Origin of the sequence: Sporosarcina sp. P32b (assembly GCF_002743335.1) — a bacterium.
Classification (GTDB): Bacteria; Bacillota; Bacilli; order Bacillales_A; family Planococcaceae; genus Sporosarcina.
Map to the genome: position 1 here is coordinate 41668 of NZ_PDZB01000016.1, position 17837 is coordinate 59504.

Below are 17837 nucleotides of genomic sequence, written 5' to 3' on the forward strand. Positions count from 1 at the left end.
AACCGCCTCACTGCAAAAGTTTAATCTATAATTTTTTCAAGACCGTAAATGAATCGTGTAGAAGAAACAGATTCACGGATTGCCAGTAGTATTCCTGGCATAAAGGACTTTCGATCGAATGAATCATGTCGGATCTTGAGTAATTCCCCTTCACCGCCAAGTAGTACTTCTTGATGTGCGAGTAATCCCGGTAAACGAATGCTATGGATTTTCATTCCTTCAATATCTGCACCGCGTGCACCTTTAAGTGTCTCTTGTTCTTCTGGGTGCCCTTGAATGTGAGCTGCACGTACTTCACGGATCATCTCAGCTGTCTTGACAGCTGTTCCAGACGGTGCATCCAATTTACGATCATGATGCATTTCTATTATTTCAACGTCCCCTAAGTAACGAGCAGCTTGTTGAGCAAATTTCATCATGAGAACCGCACCAATAGAGAAGTTTGGTGCAATAATACAGCTTTTTTGCTGTTCATTAGACAAGTTCTCTAAATCTGTAAGCATTTCAGCAGTCAAGCCGGATGTTCCAATTACCACGTCCATGCCGAGTGACAACGCTTGACTTGCATTAGCGAATACAGCATCTGGATCTGTGACATCGAGTAGTACATCGGGATGGTGTGCAGCATGCAAAGCTTCGAGCGACGTATAAATCGGTATCCCGTCTTTGGCATCTGTAACTGTTCCATTATGTAAATATTCTCCATCATGTTTATAATCAAGTACTGCCACAATCTCAATGTCTGCTGCTTCCGTGCCTGCTATTATAGCAGTTCCACCCATTCTTCCACGTGCACCTGCTATCGCTAATTTAATCGTCATTCTTCTTCCTCCTTTTTCGTCCAACGGTCTTTATCTCTTGTGTTGAATTTTGTCATTACGGAATCAAGCGCTTCGGATAAATCAATTTGTTGTGAGTTGGCAAAACAGATGAGGACGAATAATAGATCGCCCGTTTCTTCCTCCAACGTTCGTACGGCCTCTGTAGATTTTTTCTTCTTCATACCGTAGCGATCCTGCACTTCACGGGATAATTCCCCTAACTCTTCTGATAGCCGAGCGATGAGTTCCATTGGAGGAAAATATCCTTCTTTAAAGCCGGTTATGTATGTATCCACATCTTGTTGCAATTGTTCCATTGTTTTAGTCATCGTAATCCACTCCCCTTCCTATCGTATGCATTCTTCTGGCTATTGTCAAAATATAATATTTAGCACATACTATGTATATTGCACGTATGGTCGAATGATAATACGCGCGTATATGGGACAAGCTACATAGAACAAGAAGCTCAATTACATCTAGAGTCAATTAACGGGAGGAGTGTTGTGTTTGTTCACTGGAATTCGTATACGAAATATCTTATTGATTATGTTAGGTGCAGCACTATTTAGTTTCGGACTCGTGAACTTTACGATTCAGCATGAACTGGCAGAAGGTGGATTTACCGGGATCACCTTGATTTTGTTGTTTGCTTTTAATTGGGATCCCGCTTTAATGAACCTAGTGCTGAATATTCCAATGTTCATAATAGGCTGGAAGATGCTCGGTAGACGTTCCTTTATATATACTGTCATTGGTACGGTAGCCGTGTCGCTTTTCATTAAAATCTTCATGAAGTATCAAGTGAACATCCATATGGAAGGTGATCTGTTTCTTGTCGCGTTATTTGCCGGCGTTTTCATCGGTGTAGGACTAGGTATTATATTTAGAAGCGGCGGGACGACAGGTGGCTCTGATATCATTGCGAGACTCGTGCATAAAAAATATGGAATTACAATGGGCAAAACGATGTTTGTGTTTGATGCAGCTATTATTTTGTTATCGTGGGCTGTCTATTTAGATTATCGCTCCATGATGTATACATTAGTTGCGTTATTCGTCGGTGCCCGTGTCATTGATTTCGTGCAAGAAGGAGCCTACTCCGCTAGAGGTGCATTCATCGTCACAAACTTCCCGGATGAAATTGCTAGTAAAATCTCAGATTCAATGGAAAGAGGCGTGACAGTATTCAAAGGTTACGGTCATTTCTCAAAAGAAAATCGTGAAATACTTTATTGCGTAGTCGGAAAAAATGAAATGATTCGATTGAAAAATCTCATCACTTCTGTAGATCCCGAAGCATTTGTCTCCATGATGGAAGTGCATGATGTGATGGGAGAAGGATTTACATTGGATGAACAGAAACGACCTATAGGTGATTAAAAAAATCCTTCTGCATGAGCAGAAGGATTTTTTCTTTATTAGTCGCGGTTTGTAAAGATTAAAATCAAACGAACTAGTTCAAGTACTGCTACTGCAGTTGCGGCAACATATGTCATCGCGGCTGCACTTAATACTTTCTTCGCTTGTGGTTCTTCATCGTTACGAATAATACCTAGTTGAACGATTTGATCCATCGCACGTGATGATGCGTTAAACTCTACTGGCAAAGTGACTATTTGGAATAGTACCCCAACTGCCATCAACAGAATCCCAATACCTAGCAAAGAGTTCATGCTAGAGAAGATGATCCCGATCATGATGAATACCCATGATGCGTTGGAAGTTAAACTTGCGACTGGCGCCAATCTGTGGCGGAAACGCAAAAATGAATAAGCTTCTTTGTCTTGAATCGCGTGGCCAACTTCGTGCGCCGCTACTGCTGTACCTGCTACAGATGATTCGTGATAGTTACTTGTGGACAATGCCACGATTTTTGTCATTGGATTATAGTGATCCGTTAAGAATCCTTGGCTTTCCACAACTTTTACATCATGTAAACCATTTTGATCCAGAATGAGTCTCGCTACTTGAGCTCCGGTCATCCCAGAAGTAGAACGAATCTTTGAATACTTTTTATATGTGCTTTTCACTTTAAATTGCGCATAGATAGGAAGCAATAAAATGATACCAAAGTAAATCCAGAACACGTCTATCTCTCCCCTTTCTCTCTACCCTTAATTTTATAATGTTTACTTACTTACTGCAACTATTAACTACGCTTTCAACACCCGTACATCCAGTCTTGACCTATAATTCCACATGGCAATGACAATACAAGCAATGGATAACCAAAATGTGAAATAACCGATTTGGGGACTGAATTGCGTCAGGTCATGATAGATCGGCATTTGTCCGAAAACATAATCGATGACATCGTTATGAAGTGTCCAAATTGCGGCAATTGCAATATGCCAAGCTGTGAACTTATACTTTGGCAGGTATAAGATTCCTTGCAATGCCATCGCGAAGTGAGAGGCAATCAACATCCAGCCTACCCAGCCGATTGAACCTGTTACAACGAGCGTCAACAAATTCATAGCGACAGCCCATAAGCCATACTTTACTAACGTGATGAGTGCAAGAGCCTCCATCAATTTAAAGTTTCGATTGAGTAGCCAGCCTATTATGGCGATACAAAAGAACAAAGTAGCTGTAGGACTATCCGGTACGAAAATCCAGAATTTCGGCTCAGTGATTTCTAATTGCCACATATACCAATCATAGCCGTAGACCGAGCCTACTATATTAATAAAAAGAAGAATCCATAAGAATGATTTATGTGAAAGGATCATCCAGATTTGTGCCCATAACATTCGCAAAAACATCACCACTTCCATCGGAATGTACTACTTCTATGTATAGTTTATTTACGGATAAATATATAGAAAAAAAGAGTCAGTTTCCTGACTCTTTTTTCTTACTTCGTTTCTAGCTCAGATATAAATTCAGCAAGTACTTGAAGATCTTCATCTGAACCTTCCCATGTACCAGCAGGCATTGAACCTCGGCCATCATGAGCGATTTCGATAATTTCTTCAGCTGTCATACCTGTGTTAGTTAACGGTAAGCCCAATCCACCTTGGAAGGAGTCACCGTGACAGCCAATACAGGAAGAGCCCTGATAAATCTCATACCCTTCAGCCGTTTCATCATATTCTACTTCATCCACAATTGCACCTTGAACTTTTGCTGCTTCCCAGTCGTGGTTTTCGACTGATTCCCAAGTCAAGTAGAAGATAGCTAAGAATGAAAGAATCATGAAGCCTGTTGGCAACGGACGCTTAAATGGACGTCTCTCTTTCGTTGTATCCATGAATGGAACTAGCATTAATGCCATAAATGCCAATCCTGGAATGACGATCGCACCGATCACGTTATAAGGACCGGAAGCGAATTCATATTTCAATAGCTGATACATGAATAGGAAATACCAGTCTGGTATCGGTATATACATTGTATCCGTCGGGTCCGCTTGACGCTCAAGCGGTGACGGGTGTGCAAGAGTAACGATTAGATAGCCGATTAAGAAAACTGCTCCAACCATCCACTCTTTCAATAGAAAGTTTGGCCAGAATGCTTCGGTTTTACCCGGATATTCTGAGTAGTCTTTTGGTGTATTCGCCATCTTGCCTGAAGCCTTGATGCGCGAATCCCCAACAAATTTCATCCCTTTTCCGCGGTGCATGTTATTCCCTCCTTCTTAAATTTCAGATGACCCTAACCATAAAACTGGTTCTTATAGTGGTCCGGAAATACCTTGTCTTCTGATCATGATAAAGTGTGCTGCAAGCAACCCAAGCAAAGCAGCTGGTAGGAAAAATACATGAATCGCGAAGAATCTTGTTAACGTCTGTGCACCTAAAATCGTGGAATCACCCGCGAGAAGGATTTTAATCTGTTCTCCGATGAAAGGTACTGACGCGGCAATCTCAATCCCAACTTTTGTTGCAAATAGAGCTTTCATATCCCAAGGTAATAGATATCCTGTGAATCCAAGACCTAGCATGACACCGAAGATCAATACTCCGACGATCCAGTTCAATTCACGAGGCTTCTTATAAGACCCTGTAAAGAATACACGCAAAGTATGTAGGAACATCATTACGATAACTAACGAAGCTCCCCAGTGGTGCATCCCTCGCACAAGTTCACCGAATGCAACATCGTTTTGAAGGTAGAAAACTGATTTCCATGCGTTTTCAATATCCGGTGTGTAATACATTGTCAGGAACATACCAGACAAGATTTGGATAACCGTTACGAAAAACGTCAAACCTCCGAAACAATAGATGAATGCAGAAAAATGATGTGCAGGGTTTACGTGCTCAGGTACTTCGTGGTCAGCGATATCTCGCCAAATTGGTGTGATATCTAACCGTTCATCCACCCAATCATAAATTTTATTTAACACTGCGGTCGTACCCCCTTACCCTTTAGACTAATGTGTTCGGTATTACTCCACCAAGATAGACAAATCCGTCGATGACATCTACTTCAAACTCATCAAGCGGTCCAAGCGGCGGTGTTCCTGGAATATTATCACCATTTTTCTTGTAACGTCCAGCGTGACAAGGGCAGAAAAACTCGTTTTTATGCTCGTCGCCTTCCCAGTTAACTGTACACCCTAAGTGTTTACAGACCGGAGAAAGTGCTATGACTTTGTCGCCTTCTTTGTAGACCCAAGCCGTGTTAGATTCGTCAGAAGTATACCATGCATCTTGTCGATCTTTGATTGTATAGTCTACACGAACCGGTACTTCCGAAAGATCGGCTTCTTTTTGCGGTGTTGGAATCATGTCGGAACCGCCGGCACTAGCCAGAACGGGATCAATTGCGAAACGAATCATCGGCATCAGCATTGCAGATGCCATGAACCCACCAGTTCCCATTAGTGTATAACTTAGGAACGTGCGTCTTGACACTTTATTGCTCATCAGTAATTTCCCTCCTCTTACTCCAAAGTCAGTCCCACGGACATTCTTTTGCTAATTGTAATACTAGGACATATCTATGATATATCAATATGAAACTAAATTCAATAATGCTTTTAGTAGGTACTTAAGTTTGTGGACAAATATTAAGATTTGGTGACAAACGACGATCTCCCTTTAAATAAGTTGCAACTAGTGCTTGTACCCTTTTGACGACGGTGTTTAGAGTGCGTCTGTACTGATAATGACATGAAATTTGATTTACTTCAAGTTCTAAGACGAAATGAAGTAGCACTCTTACGTCAAGAGCACACTACCGTAGCACAAATTACCTACCTAACACTAAGTCAGCCTTCAATAATCATAACTTGACCTTTACTGTACGTTCCAACTCTCCATAAAGTGTGTCAGGACTTGCCTTAGCTGGTCTTCCATGATGGTCTGGCGTAGATGGTTGTCCATTGTCTCCAAAGGGATAGACGGTAGCCAGACGACTTTACCTTCCACCGTCACGCTCGTCCACTTAGGATCCGTCGTAAGATAGAAGACATGTGTAAAGGAAGATTTTTTCAAATCCTCCGACAATGTGTCCGCGATTTGCTGCAAATCTGTTGACTGCGTGTACGAAACGGGCGGCATGAACATCATACGCCCCTTGAACTGCTTCTCTATGAACATCGACAGATTCATCAAGAACTCAGAAGAGGAAGCACTGTTTTTCATCGTTTCAGGTCGTGTGTCTATAGCTATTAAAGGCACAACGACAGTATCAATATATTCTTTCTGATTGATATACGTATCCACATCTTTCGGAACCCAATTCATTGTCATTCCTCCTTGCATCACTCAGTAAAGTTTAGCCTATATTTTCCCTCAACGCAAACCAATGATTCCACCGCGGAGGGCGAAATCATTGGCTGATGTCTTTATCTTTTTTCATCTCATTCAACATAGCTGTTAAGCTTATGAACAGCTCACGGTCACCGTTGTCCAGCGCTTCGTCGATTCTCTTCAGCAACATGTCATTTGTCGTTAATGTGAAACTTTCTTCCAACAGCTTTTCCGCTATTTGTTGGTCTTTCTTTTTCTTCAGCAGATCTTCCGGCAAATAAGGATTCTCTTCCGCCACACTCGCATACTCGGGACATTTATTACTGTGTTTGAAATTCAGTTGGATGAACATATCCTCGTCAGGATGCAGTCTGAGGTCGTGAAAGGACTTTTCCGCATCAGCTGTCATCAAAGTACCCTTGTAGAAGCGAAAAGGGATACTGTCCACTTCTGTCGTAGAAATGATCATGGCGCGTGGACAGTGATGAGCCTCATTTGTAAAATGAACATTCGTTAATAAATGTTCGTTGCTGAGAAGATAATTTAAAATCCATACACATTCCCGCCGCTTTAATCGATAGCGCTTTAAAAACCACCTTAAAAATTCTTTTTTGGCAGCTACAGGAACCATGGCCTTCATCTTACCCCTCCTCTTCAGATTGCGCGATGTATGCCGTCCATTCCTCTTCATGCGGAGCGATTCTAACTAACTGCTGAATTATCGATAACGCTTCATCACGCTTACCTTCCTCCAGCAAGAATCGTGCATATTGATCTAAGAAAGCAGCATCTTCGTTCATCCCATCATATGCTTTGAAATACATTTCATACGCTTTTTCGTAATCTTCTGTGCGTTCATAAGCATATGCAAGAAAAGCATGAAGTAAAGGGATTTCTAATTGATCTACCTCAGAGAACGTCAGTAAATCAATTAACGCTTCGTCTTTTTCCTGATTTTCATAAACCGAAGCAAGCGTTACGAGTGCATCTATATACTCCGGATCTAAAACGAGCGCTTCTTTCAAATGTTCTTCTGCTTGTTGCGGCATTTGCAGTTTCAGAGCAGATTTCCCTGCCGCCAGCTGCAATTCTTTATCGAACTCATCACGTTCAATACCTTTTCTGAAAAGCTTTAACGCTTTGTCGTCTTCATTTTGTTGTGCATAGCTTTGACCCGCAAGCATATAAGCAGAGAAGTAATCTGGATCCATTTCTAACAACTGCTCAAGACGTGTGACTGCTTCCGAGTAGCGTGCAGTTTGATAGTATGCCAATCCTAATCCAAACAACTCTTCAGGATTCGCTTCCTGGTCAAGTAATGCCTCATAAAAAGGAATGGCTTCCTCGTACGCTGCACCTGCACTGTAGGCTTCCGCGAGACGTGAGGACAGTCGTACCCCAGCGATTTCTTCAGTTGCCTCGTGAAGCTTCTCATATATCCTCACAGCCTCACTGTATCTTCCTGATTCCAACAGAAGTTCTGCTTCCGCGAGTTGGATTATTGGTTCGTGCGGAGCCAACGTTAATGCTTCACGCACTTTAGATAATGCCGTTTCTGCAAGTCCGAGCATTTGATAATAATCCGCTTGTGCAAGCAATGCTTGTACATACTCATCTTCATCCGGCGAAATGTCCGTCAGCAATAATAACGCTTCGTCCTCTTCACCCAGTTCCAGTAAAGCCGCGGCGCGATCTATTTTCAACTGAGCCTCATCCGGGAATACTACCAATAACTGAGAAAATATATCGTCTGCTTGTCCGATGAATCCATATTCGATCAACAGATTTGCAGCATTGTATAATGCGTCATACTCGTTAGCAGCTTGCAGTTTCTGTATTTTATCTTGTAGAGCATCTAAATCCCCATCGAGTACTATTTGCTCCAATTCCTGCAATACATTCATTTTTTCACCTGAGCTTTCTATTCTACTTTATTGATTGACTAGCTCCGATAGATCTTCGAAAAAGTGTGGATAGGAAATCGCGATACAAGATGGATTATCGATATGAACAGGACTTGACGTGATCAATCCCGCTACCGCTGCCATCATGCCTAAACGATGGTCACCGTATGATTGAAGTGTAGCTCCCGTTAGCGGTGTCGGTCCATTAATAATCATGCCATCTGCTGTAGTCTCGATATCTGCTCCGAGTTTCCGTAATTCCGTAGCGACAGCTTCAATACGATCCGTTTCTTTGACACGAAGTTCTTCTGCATCCTTAATAATAGTCTTTCCATCTGCTTGTGTTGCCAATAAAGCAAGCACAGGAAGTTCATCGATCAATCTCGGAATCAAATCACCACCAATTTCAGTTCCTCGCAGACTCGAATGCTTTACTCGTACAGTGCCATAACGCTCACCCGAAAACCCTTGTTCATCTGATAATTCTATTTCTACACCCATCGCTTCTAGTACATCCAGTATACCTGTTCGTGTAGGGTTCAATCCAACTTTCAAGAACGACACATCACTGTCTTTCACTAACGCCGTGGCTACCATGAAAAACGCCGCAGAGGAAATGTCTCCTGGTACGACTACATCTGTTCCTGTCAGTTGCTGTCCGCCTTCGATTCGGATTACTTGATCTTGTTGATCCAGCTTCGCGCCAAATTGTACTAGCATACGCTCGGTGTGATCACGTGATACAGCAATTTCTGTAACAGACGTAATGCCCTTCGCTTGAAGACCGGCAAGTAATACAGCGGACTTTACTTGTGCACTAGCAACCGGCATCAAATAGTCAATTGCTTGTAACGCTTTCCCAGTGATGGTAAGTGGTAAATAATCAACCGTTCCTTTGCTCGTGATATTTGCACCCATTTCTTCTAAAGGTTCCGTCACGCGCTTCATTGGACGCTTGGATAAATACTGATCCCCACACATTTCAGATGTTACGGAAGAACCGGATAAAATGCCTAACATTAAACGGGCGGTCGTTCCTGAGTTACCCGCATCAAGTGCTTCAGCCGGAGTCTGCCAATTCGCAATGCCAGGACTTTCAACAGTCACATTTGTGCCGTTGCGGGTAATTTCCACACCAAGTTGCTTGAACATTTCAATCGTACTCAGACAATCTTCACCATCCAAAAATCCACTGATTGTTGTTTTACCTTTTGCAATTGATCCCAACATAACCGCACGGTGGGAAATTGATTTATCTCCAGGTACTTGTAAAGCGCCGCGAAGAACCGGCTTTTCAAATGAAACCGTTTGTTGTTCTGACATTACGCTCTCCCCCTTTTAAAGTACGTGCATAGAATAGTCAGTTTCTGCTGTCAATACTTGACGAGCTCTCTTACGTTCAGTAGCTGATTGAAAGCTGACAACTAAAATACCGTACACATCTGTACGTGTTTCTACGATTCGTATATTGGTCAAACTAATATTGGCAGTTGCCAGGATTTTCGTAATTTCGGAAATCACACCTGGATGATCGGGTACGTCGATGTGTAAATCAAACGTCATGTAGAGCGCCCCTTGGACCGCCCCTTCATTTGTAGAAGGAAGTTGATCGCGGTATTTTTTTGCTTGCGCAAAGAAATCAAAAATACGTTCTGGATTATTGTCTTCCAGCATAGCGCGAATGCCATTCATTTCTTCGAGCCAGCCATCAACTTGCGACAATAATTCTTCTCGGTTTTGTATGGTGATATCTCTCCACATGACAGGATCTGCTGAGGCAATGCGCGTTAAATCCCGGAAACCACCTGCAGCCAATTTTTTCACAAACGGTTGTTGCACTTCCTGTGCAGCTAAGCGGCCAACTAATGAAGAAGCTACAATATGCGGAAAATGGCTGATGATCGCTGTCATACGGTCGTGTTCTTCCGCTTGCAGAACAATCAATTTGGCTTTTGTTGGTGATAGCAATTTTTCAATAACATCGATTTGGTCTTCAGTTGTTGATTCATTCGGTGTCAGAATATAATACGCGTTTTCAAAAAGATGTTCCAACGCAGCAGATACACCACTTTTATGGGAACCTGCCATTGGATGGCCACCTATGAAAGTGATCCCTTTTTCTTGTAAGACCTTCGCAGCATCCATTATCGGTTTTTTCGTACTTCCTGTATCAGAGACGATTACATGTTCTTTGAAATCCCAGTCTACTGCTTCTTCAAAAAGAGCAACCGTCGTATTGACAGGCGTCGCAAAAACAACAAAGTCAGCCTGTTCGCAGGCTGATTTTGCAGAAGGTGCGACCGTGTCGATGATTCCTCTGCGAAATGCTTCGTCAGCAGTTGCATAAGAGCGGTCAAAACCTACAATATGAATTTCTGGATTTCGTTTTAATGCTAGACCAAGTGATCCACCGATCAATCCGAGTCCAATTATACTTACAGTCGTTTTCATTGTCATCTATCCTTATTGGTTAGTTAATAGTTGATCGAACGCTTTAAAGAAGCCGGTATTTTGTTCATGCGTTCCAATCGTCACGCGAACAAATCCTGGTGTGCCTAGCAGATTTCCGCTGCGGACAATATAGCCGTTTTGCAATAACACTTCGCATGCCGCATCTGCATCTCCAGGTACAGCAAGTAATACAAAATTAGTAGCAGACGGATAGATTGCCAATGCATGCTGTTTCGCATAGTCTGCGTAGCGTCTTCGTTGTTCTTCATTTTTAGTTACACACTCTTTTAGAAATTGCTGATCTCCAAGAGCAACTTCTGCTACAGCTAATGCGAGTGAGCTGTTGTTGAATGGATTCCGTACTTTATTGAGCTCAGTTACAACGCTCGCGTTAGTAACGCCATAGCCTATACGGAAACTTGCTAGGCCGTATGCTTTAGAGAACGTGCGAAGTATAATCAAGTTCGTATAGTCATGGATCCACTGCACCGCATCTTGTTGTGCTGGATCCGTAACAAATTCAAAATATGCTTCATCGAGAACAACAAGTGCGGTTTCAGGTACCCGATCTAAGAAGCTTTTTATGGATTCACTCGATAATAGATTACCTGTCGGGTTATTTGGATTACATACCCAGATGACAGCTGTTTCTTCATCAACAACTTTTAGAAACCCTTCTAAATCGTGGTCGCCATTTTCAAGCATAGCCACTTCACGAATTTCGGCACCTTCTACTTTTGCGTTATGTGCGTACTGAGGGAAAGTCGTGGAAGCCATCACCGTATTAGTACCGGGTTGTAGTATTGCGCGGGAAATGAGTGTGACAATTTCATCTGAACCATTACCAAATATCATTTCATTCGGATCGATTTGATGGAACTCTGCAAGCTTTCCGCGTAATCCAGCAGTGTAAGCATCTGGATAAATTTCAAATTGAGCTGCCTTTGAACGTAAATATTCTGCGACTTCAGGTGATGACCCGTAAGGATTTTCATTTGAAGCGAGCTTATGTACTTCTTGCAGACCATATGTACGTTTTACATCTTCTAATGAACGACCGGGTGTATAAGGCTTCATCGTGTGTAAAATTGGTTTCCACTTCATAGGATCGCTCCCCTTTACTTCTGTTTTGTTATTTTTGTAAATCAGGTCGTAATTGAACTGCGTTATTTTGATAGATATGTTGTATTTCCTCTTGTTTCTTGGAAGTATTGACGTTCATCATGACGCGTATACACTTACGCATAGAGCCTGGCACATCGATTTCATGTGTACACATGACCGGTACATACGTCCAACCTTCAATCGAGCGGATCGCTTTTGCAGGAAATGCCGCTTTGACATCTACTGTAGTTGAAACAATTACAGAACCGATATCTTCCGGTTTGAATTGATTCGCCTCTGCCATTTCGAGTACAAGAGATTCTGTTGCTTGTAACACTTCTTTTGCGTCATCCTGTTCAACGGTTGTCGCACCTCTAATTCCCCTTATGCTCATACAATTCCCTCGCTTTCCAATTTTGCTTTAAATTCCTCAAATGCCAACTGACACTCTTCTGAACTAATCTCTTTTACAAAAGGTTCACCGATTTTTTGTAATAAAACAAAATTCATCTTGCCGAATGAAGCTTTTTTATCCTTCTGCATATAGGATAATAACTCTTCGAAACTATAAGAGAATACTGGCTTAAATGTATAGCCATTTTTATTGGCAAAATGAAGATAGCGATTCGTGAATCCTTCAGGTACATTACCGTATTTTTCACTTAGCAAGAAGGCATACCCCATACCAATCATGACACATTCACCATGACTGAGGCTACCGAATCCAGAAGCCGCTTCCACTGCATGTCCAAATGTATGGCCGAAATTCAGAAACTTTCGCGTAGAATTCTCAAACTCGTCTTCTCCCACGATATCTGCTTTTACTTTGATGCCTTGCAGTAATTCTTTTTCAAGCCACTTGATAGATGGTGTAGAAAACTGTTCTTTTCCCAGTAATTGCTCCGTCCATAACGGATCCGAAATAAAGGCATGTTTTACCAATTCCGCTAAGCCAGAACGCATTTCTGAAGCAGGCAATGTTTTGAATACATCGGTATCAAACAATACAGCTGAAGGTTGATGAAACGCCCCCACCATATTTTTTCCTTCAGGCATATTGATGGCTGTTTTGCCACCGACTGCACTGTCATGCGCAAGCACAGTTGTCGGACATTGGATAAAGCGAATACCACGCATAAACGTAGCTGCCACAAAACCAGTTAAATCCCCACAGGCTCCTCCACCAAATGCAATTAATAGTGAATTTCGTGTAAAACCTTCAGTCAGTAAGAAAGACTGACAATCCACGTATACTTCTGGCACTTTACACTTCTCGCCGCCAGGTACGATTTTCACCGATACCTCGCGACCAGAACGTACTAGTGCTTCTTGCAATAAAGGAAGGTGTAGCTCTGCCACTTGTGCATCGGCAATAATTCCAATTTTATCTGTCGTACGTAACAATTCTGCATATTCAGTTGAAAATAATTCATAGGTGTTCGAACCTACATAGACATCGTATTGGTGATCACGGACGGAAACAGTTAACTTATCCATCTTAAAACTCCTTTACATATTGTCTATATTGTTCAATGTCCTTCTGTAAACCATCCATCGTATCCGAACGGAATTCTTCCATGATTGCTTTAGCCATCTCTGTAGCGATGACATGTTCAGCTACAACAGATGCAGCAGGTACTGCACAAGGGTCGGAACGCTCAATCGTTGCAACGAAAGATTCCTTTGTATCGATATCTACGCTTTCTAGTGGTTTATAAAGCGTCGGAATGGGTTTCATTACACCTCGAACTACGATCGGCATACCCGTCGTCATTCCGCCTTCAAGTCCACCTAAACGATTGGATTTGCGGTAATAACCCAGCTCTTCATTCCAGCTAATTTCATCATGCACTTCACTGCCTGGCATTTTGGCCATATCAAATCCTAAGCCTACTTCAACACCTTTAAAAGCGTTGATGCTCATCATAGCACCTGCAAGTTTGCCATCCATTTTACGATCGAACTGTACGTAACTACCAATTCCTGGAGGACATCCTTCAATGATGACTTCTACTACGCCACCAAGTGTGTCGCCACGCTTTTTAATATCATCTATAGCTTCCGTCATTTTGACAGACGCGTCTGGATCCGCACAATATACCGCATCTTCTTCAACAATCGCACGCAGTTCTTCTATGGATAGATTCGCATAAGCGGCAGGTTCTGTTTCAATGCCGCCAATTTCCGTAACATGGGCTACAGTTTCGATCCCAAGCTGACGCAAGAATTGTTTCGCTACTGCTCCGATTGCTACACGCATCGTCGTCTCACGTGCAGATGAACGCTCCAAAACATTTCGCAAGTCACGATGGCCATATTTCATACCGCCGACTAGATCTGCGTGTCCAGGACGTGGACGAGTGATCTGACGCTTCACATCTTCCGGATTTACGTCTTCAGGAAGTGGTTCTACGCCCATGATACCCGTCCAATGTTTCCAATCATCGTTAACAACTGTTAGCGTAACTGGTGACCCTATCGTTTTGCCATGACGTACACCTGATGAGATTTCTACACGGTCCTTCTCTATTTGCATTCTACGGCCTCTACCATGACCGCCTTGTCTTCTCTTTAATTCTTTATTGATCATCTCAGCCGTTAGCTCCATCTGTGCAGGTAATCCTTCAATGATGGCAGTAAGCTGTGGACCATGAGATTCTCCAGCTGTAATAAAGCGCATATTCCATTCCTCCGTAACGTGGTTTAGTGTTTTTTTCTATAAAAGAATGTATCTACTGATTCAAAATTGTATTTTTCAGGATTAAATATTTGTTCTGTGCTTCCAACGAACAGAATACCACCTGGTTTAAGTGCTTTGGAGAAGTTGGTATAAATTTGATCTTTCGCTTCTTCCGTGAAGTAAATCATCACATTACGGCAGACAATCAAGTCGTAATTCGTATCATAGCGATCTTCCAGCAAGTTTTGCTGTTTAAACGTGACCGTCTTCTTGATATCTTCTACCACTTGATAGGAAGCACCTTCTTTTATGAAGAATTTATCAATGATTGGCTTTGGCACTTCTTTTAATGCACGATCATTATAAAGGCCAACTTTGGCACGATTTAATACACCCATATCTAAATCCGTTGCAAAAATGGAGATATCACGCAATGGAAGATAAGTTGATAGAACCATTGCAAGCGAATACGGCTCTTCGCCGGTAGAACAAGCTGCGCTCCAAATTTTCAATCGCCTATTCTTCTCCAATAATTGCGGAAAGATTTTTTTCTCCAAGACGTTCCAACGTATGGCGTTGCGGTAAAATTCTGACACATTAATCGTCATGCGGTCCAAGAATTCTTCCAATAAGGCTTTGTCCGTTTGAATAGCTAGAGAGTAATCTTTAAAATTACGAAAGCCTTTCTTTTCATATAGTGAAGTGAGTCTTCTCTTCATCTGGGCTTCTTTATACAAAGACAAATCAATCCCGGTTTTCTTCTTGACCCCTTGAATTAACATCGAATAATCAGACATTTAACAACCCCCTGTTGCCTTTTCTTTCTTATGTACGTTCTTATTATAGCGGAAAAAGTATGTCGTATGTATAAGAAAAACAGCCATGCGAAATTCGCTCGGCTGTTCTTGGCGATTAATTAATCCAGTTGTTCACTGTTTTGTCATAAGTCACAAGCTCTTCTTCTTTAAAGAACAAGTTAATCTCGCGGCTTGCTGACTCAGTTGAGTCTGAACCATGAATAATATTCTTGCCTACTGTTACAGCGAAATCTCCACGAATAGTTCCAGGAGCTGATTCTTTTGGATTTGTAGCACCCGTCATTAAGCGTGATGTAGAGATTACGTTCTCGCCTTCCCATACCATTGCGAAAACTGGTCCAGAAGTGATGAATTCTACAAGTTCTCCGAAGAATGGACGTTCTTTATGCTCTCCGTAATGCTGTTCAGCAAGTTCTTGAGAAATATTCATTAATTTCCCGCCAACTAGTTGGAATCCTTTACTTTCAAAACGACCAACGATTTCACCAATTAAGTTACGTTGTACGCCGTCAGGCTTTACCATTAAAAATGTTCTTTCCATCTCTAAAACACTCCTTCAATCTTCTATAGGGATAATCCCTTTTAAATCGTAACATTGACGCCTTTTTCTTTCAACTATTAACAAACATCGTCAATATTTTCGTTGGCCGATAAAATCAGCAATTTGAGTCAAAGCTTTCTTTGACTTGCCATTCGGCAGACTTTCCAATTCCTTCAGTGCTTTGATCAAGTACAAATCACTTACATGCTGTGCTTTTTCAATCGCACCACTTTGTCGAATATAACGAAGCATCGCTTGTCTATCCGATTCTTCCATCTCTCCGGTAAATGCACGTTCCATATAAGGCTTGAACTGTTCATCATCTTTTATGTATAGAACAGGCAATGTAATATGACCATTTAATAAGTCGCTTCCTGCCGGTTTACCAAGTTCTGCATCTGTTGAAGTGATATCTAAAATATCATCGATGATTTGAAATGCCATTCCAGTGAAGTATCCGTATCTCTTTAGTTTCCGTACAGTCTGAGCGTCCGCATCTGCACTGAGCGCGCCGAGTTCACAACTGGAGGATAGTAATAAAGCGGTTTTCCGCTTAATACGTTTCAAATAGTCGCGCAGATCTTGATCGGTTTGTTGTTGGAAATCAATTTGAATAATTTCCCCTTTGCATATCTCAAGCATCGTTTCAGCAAGAATCTGATGTACAGGTGCTTTTTCGATATTACCGATAGATGTTAGCGCTCTTGAAAAGATGAAGTCCCCTGCATACATAGCCACTCGGTTGTTCCACTTCGCTTTGACGGTTTCTAAACCACGTCGCATATCTGAATCATCAATTACATCGTCATGGACGAGAGACGCCATGTGAATCAACTCAAGGGATACTGCAATCTTCGCAGCATTTTCCAGCGAATAGGTTCCGAATTGTGCAGCCATTATAACGAAAATCGGCCGAATCCTTTTTCCACCAGCTTTCAATAAATGCAAGGAAGCTTGACGAACAATGGGAGAAGAGGATTGCACGGAACGCTCAAGCTCTTTTTCAATATAGGACATATCTTTGCGGAAATCCGTATAAAGCGACATCAACTTAATTTTTTCCAACCCCATTACCTTCTCCCGTGTATTCATTATTTGTAAGCGATATGGCCTGCCGCCGCACCGCCACTGTAAGACTTATACGAAACTTCTTGATATCCAGCATCGACAAAAAGCTGTGCTAGCTCTTTCATACCTGGGAAATCATTTGCCGATTCTTGAAGCCAAGAGTATTCTTTGTAACTTTTTGCAAACAGCTTACCGAATAACGGCATAATATATTTGAAATAGAAGCGAAACCCTTGACGATAGACAGGTATTTTAGGTTGAGACGTTTCCAAACATACTGCCATTCCACCTGGTTTTAATACGCGTCGCATTTCTTTTAATACAGTCAAGTAATCAGGAACATTGCGTAGACCAAAACCGATCGTCACATAATCAAATGTATTGTCCGCAAAAGGAAGTGACATGGCGTTACCTTGAACCAAGGTAAGATTCGGGTAAGGCGCTACTTTCTCTCTGCCGGAATCCAGCATGTTAGCACTGAAGTCTAAACCGACAACTTCACCAGTAGGTCCTGTAGCTTGAGCCAATGCGACTGTCCAATCTGCAGTACCACAACAAACGTCAAGTGCTTTAGCTCCTAACTGTACATTCATGCGTTCCATTATATCGTTCCGCCATTTAATATGTTGATTGAAACTGATCACGGAATTCATTTTATCATAGTCTGTAGAAATTTTTTCAAAGACGTTATGAACTTTTTCTTCTTTTGAGACCGCCACAGTTCGTCCCTTCTTTCTTCACTTCA

At 41.9% G+C, this 17837-nt stretch carries 21 protein-coding genes; 1 reads left to right on the forward strand and 20 read right to left on the reverse strand.

Going from position 1 to position 17837, the window contains the following annotated elements; translation table 11 throughout:
• Positions 1 to 20: 20 nt before the first annotated feature.
• A complete protein-coding gene (dapB, locus tag CSV64_RS11545) occupies positions 21 to 821 on the reverse strand; it encodes a 4-hydroxy-tetrahydrodipicolinate reductase (RefSeq protein WP_099634692.1) in 801 nt (266 codons plus the stop codon).
• Positions 818 to 1150, reverse strand: coding sequence for a nucleotide pyrophosphohydrolase (locus CSV64_RS11550; protein WP_099634691.1), 333 nt, complete (start codon positions 1148 to 1150; stop codon positions 818 to 820). Before CSV64_RS11550 ends, dapB begins: the two co-directional genes overlap by 4 nt.
• Before the next feature lie 181 nt (positions 1151 to 1331).
• On the opposite strand from CSV64_RS11550, the gene CSV64_RS11555 reads away from it, so the two are divergent.
• Positions 1332 to 2204, forward strand: a complete 873-nt coding sequence (locus tag CSV64_RS11555; protein ID WP_099634690.1) for a YitT family protein — start codon at positions 1332 to 1334, stop codon at positions 2202 to 2204.
• 38 nt (positions 2205 to 2242) lie between these two features.
• Here CSV64_RS11555 and CSV64_RS11560 read toward each other — a convergent pair whose 3' ends face one another.
• The 18 genes from CSV64_RS11560 to CSV64_RS11645 form a co-directional block, all read right to left on the reverse strand.
• A complete protein-coding gene (locus CSV64_RS11560) occupies positions 2243 to 2911 on the reverse strand; it encodes a zinc metallopeptidase (protein ID WP_233190451.1) in 669 nt (222 codons plus the stop codon).
• A gap of 66 nt (positions 2912 to 2977) precedes the next feature.
• The gene (lhaT, locus tag CSV64_RS11565; RefSeq protein ID WP_199168527.1) at positions 2978 to 3589 is read right to left on the reverse strand and encodes a lipoprotein heptaprenylglyceryl N-acetyltransferase LhaT; all 612 of its coding nucleotides are present in this window, start codon (positions 3587 to 3589) and stop codon (positions 2978 to 2980) included.
• Between the two features lie 92 nt (positions 3590 to 3681).
• Positions 3682 to 4449 carry a menaquinol-cytochrome c reductase cytochrome b/c subunit gene (locus CSV64_RS11570; RefSeq protein WP_099634688.1) on the reverse strand — a complete coding sequence of 256 codons (768 nt, stop codon included), beginning with the start codon at positions 4447 to 4449 and terminating at the stop codon, positions 3682 to 3684.
• Positions 4450 to 4500: 51 nt separating this feature from the next.
• Positions 4501 to 5175, reverse strand: a complete 675-nt coding sequence (gene qcrB, locus CSV64_RS11575; RefSeq protein ID WP_029053030.1) for a menaquinol-cytochrome c reductase cytochrome b subunit — start codon at positions 5173 to 5175, stop codon at positions 4501 to 4503.
• Positions 5176 to 5197: 22 nt separating this feature from the next.
• Positions 5198 to 5701 (reverse strand): QcrA and Rieske domain-containing protein, encoded by a 504-nt coding sequence (locus tag CSV64_RS11580; RefSeq protein ID WP_085133401.1) that lies wholly within the window; start codon positions 5699 to 5701, stop codon positions 5198 to 5200.
• A gap of 369 nt (positions 5702 to 6070) precedes the next feature.
• Positions 6071 to 6520 (reverse strand): DUF2487 family protein, encoded by a 450-nt coding sequence (locus tag CSV64_RS11585; protein ID WP_158233038.1) that lies wholly within the window; start codon positions 6518 to 6520, stop codon positions 6071 to 6073.
• Between the two features lie 85 nt (positions 6521 to 6605).
• On the reverse strand, positions 6606 to 7166 hold the full coding sequence (locus CSV64_RS11590; protein ID WP_099634686.1) for a ReoY family proteolytic degradation factor: 561 nt from the start codon (positions 7164 to 7166) through the stop codon (positions 6606 to 6608).
• Between the two features lies 1 nt (position 7167).
• The gene (locus CSV64_RS11595) at positions 7168 to 8430 is read right to left on the reverse strand and encodes a tetratricopeptide repeat protein (RefSeq protein WP_099634685.1); all 1263 of its coding nucleotides are present in this window, start codon (positions 8428 to 8430) and stop codon (positions 7168 to 7170) included.
• 27 nt (positions 8431 to 8457) lie between these two features.
• The gene (gene aroA / locus CSV64_RS11600; RefSeq protein ID WP_099634684.1) at positions 8458 to 9753 is read right to left on the reverse strand and encodes a 3-phosphoshikimate 1-carboxyvinyltransferase; all 1296 of its coding nucleotides are present in this window, start codon (positions 9751 to 9753) and stop codon (positions 8458 to 8460) included.
• Positions 9754 to 9768: 15 nt separating this feature from the next.
• Positions 9769 to 10881, reverse strand: coding sequence for a prephenate dehydrogenase (locus CSV64_RS11605; protein ID WP_099634683.1), 1113 nt, complete (start codon positions 10879 to 10881; stop codon positions 9769 to 9771).
• A 12-nt stretch (positions 10882 to 10893) separates the two neighbouring features.
• A complete protein-coding gene (gene hisC, locus CSV64_RS11610; RefSeq protein ID WP_099634682.1) occupies positions 10894 to 11985 on the reverse strand; it encodes a histidinol-phosphate transaminase in 1092 nt (363 codons plus the stop codon).
• Positions 11986 to 12013: 28 nt separating this feature from the next.
• Entirely contained in the window at positions 12014 to 12379 is a 366-nt protein-coding gene (aroH, locus tag CSV64_RS11615) for a chorismate mutase (protein ID WP_099634681.1), read from the reverse strand.
• On the reverse strand, positions 12376 to 13482 hold the full coding sequence (gene aroB / locus CSV64_RS11620; protein WP_099634680.1) for a 3-dehydroquinate synthase: 1107 nt from the start codon (positions 13480 to 13482) through the stop codon (positions 12376 to 12378). The genes aroH and aroB overlap by 4 nt, the downstream gene beginning before the upstream one ends.
• 1 nt (position 13483) lies before the next feature.
• On the reverse strand, positions 13484 to 14665 hold the full coding sequence (aroC, locus tag CSV64_RS11625; RefSeq protein WP_099634679.1) for a chorismate synthase: 1182 nt from the start codon (positions 14663 to 14665) through the stop codon (positions 13484 to 13486).
• Between the two features lie 23 nt (positions 14666 to 14688).
• Positions 14689 to 15462 (reverse strand): CheR family methyltransferase, encoded by a 774-nt coding sequence (locus CSV64_RS11630; RefSeq protein WP_099634678.1) that lies wholly within the window; start codon positions 15460 to 15462, stop codon positions 14689 to 14691.
• Positions 15463 to 15577: 115 nt separating this feature from the next.
• Positions 15578 to 16024, reverse strand: coding sequence for a nucleoside-diphosphate kinase (gene ndk, locus CSV64_RS11635; RefSeq protein ID WP_085428805.1), 447 nt, complete (start codon positions 16022 to 16024; stop codon positions 15578 to 15580).
• 90 nt (positions 16025 to 16114) lie between these two features.
• The gene (locus tag CSV64_RS11640) at positions 16115 to 17089 is read right to left on the reverse strand and encodes a polyprenyl synthetase family protein (protein ID WP_099634727.1); all 975 of its coding nucleotides are present in this window, start codon (positions 17087 to 17089) and stop codon (positions 16115 to 16117) included.
• 26 nt (positions 17090 to 17115) lie between these two features.
• Positions 17116 to 17811: a demethylmenaquinone methyltransferase gene (locus CSV64_RS11645; protein ID WP_099634677.1), complete on the reverse strand. Its 696-nt coding sequence runs from the start codon at positions 17809 to 17811 to the stop codon at positions 17116 to 17118.
• Positions 17812 to 17837 lie beyond the last annotated feature (26 nt).

Bases quoted from the DNA above. Each gene is read 5' to 3' on its own strand.
- CSV64_RS11585 (WP_158233038.1), bottom strand. From the start codon at position 6,520: ATGAATTGGGTTCCGAAAGATGTGGATACGTATATCAATCAGAAAGAA.
- CSV64_RS11550 (WP_099634691.1), bottom strand. From the start codon at position 1,150: ATGACTAAAACAATGGAACAATTGCAACAAGATGTGGATACATACATA.
- aroB (WP_099634680.1), bottom strand. From the start codon at position 13,482: ATGGATAAGTTAACTGTTTCCGTCCGTGATCACCAATACGATGTCTAT.
- CSV64_RS11570 (WP_099634688.1), bottom strand. From the start codon at position 4,449: ATGCACCGCGGAAAAGGGATGAAATTTGTTGGGGATTCGCGCATCAAG.
- CSV64_RS11595 (WP_099634685.1), bottom strand. From the start codon at position 8,430: ATGAATGTATTGCAGGAATTGGAGCAAATAGTACTCGATGGGGATTTA.
- aroC (WP_099634679.1), bottom strand. From the start codon at position 14,665: ATGCGCTTTATTACAGCTGGAGAATCTCATGGTCCACAGCTTACTGCC.
- lhaT (WP_199168527.1), bottom strand. From the start codon at position 3,589: ATGTTTTTGCGAATGTTATGGGCACAAATCTGGATGATCCTTTCACAT.
- hisC (WP_099634682.1), bottom strand. From the start codon at position 11,985: ATGAAGTGGAAACCAATTTTACACACGATGAAGCCTTATACACCCGGT.
- CSV64_RS11605 (WP_099634683.1), bottom strand. From the start codon at position 10,881: ATGAAAACGACTGTAAGTATAATTGGACTCGGATTGATCGGTGGATCA.
- CSV64_RS11590 (WP_099634686.1), bottom strand. From the start codon at position 7,166: ATGAAGGCCATGGTTCCTGTAGCTGCCAAAAAAGAATTTTTAAGGTGG.
- aroH (WP_099634681.1), bottom strand. From the start codon at position 12,379: ATGAGCATAAGGGGAATTAGAGGTGCGACAACCGTTGAACAGGATGAC.
- aroA (WP_099634684.1), bottom strand. From the start codon at position 9,753: ATGTCAGAACAACAAACGGTTTCATTTGAAAAGCCGGTTCTTCGCGGC.
- ndk (WP_085428805.1), bottom strand. From the start codon at position 16,024: ATGGAAAGAACATTTTTAATGGTAAAGCCTGACGGCGTACAACGTAAC.
- dapB (WP_099634692.1), bottom strand. From the start codon at position 821: ATGACGATTAAATTAGCGATAGCAGGTGCACGTGGAAGAATGGGTGGA.
- CSV64_RS11630 (WP_099634678.1), bottom strand. From the start codon at position 15,462: ATGTCTGATTATTCGATGTTAATTCAAGGGGTCAAGAAGAAAACCGGG.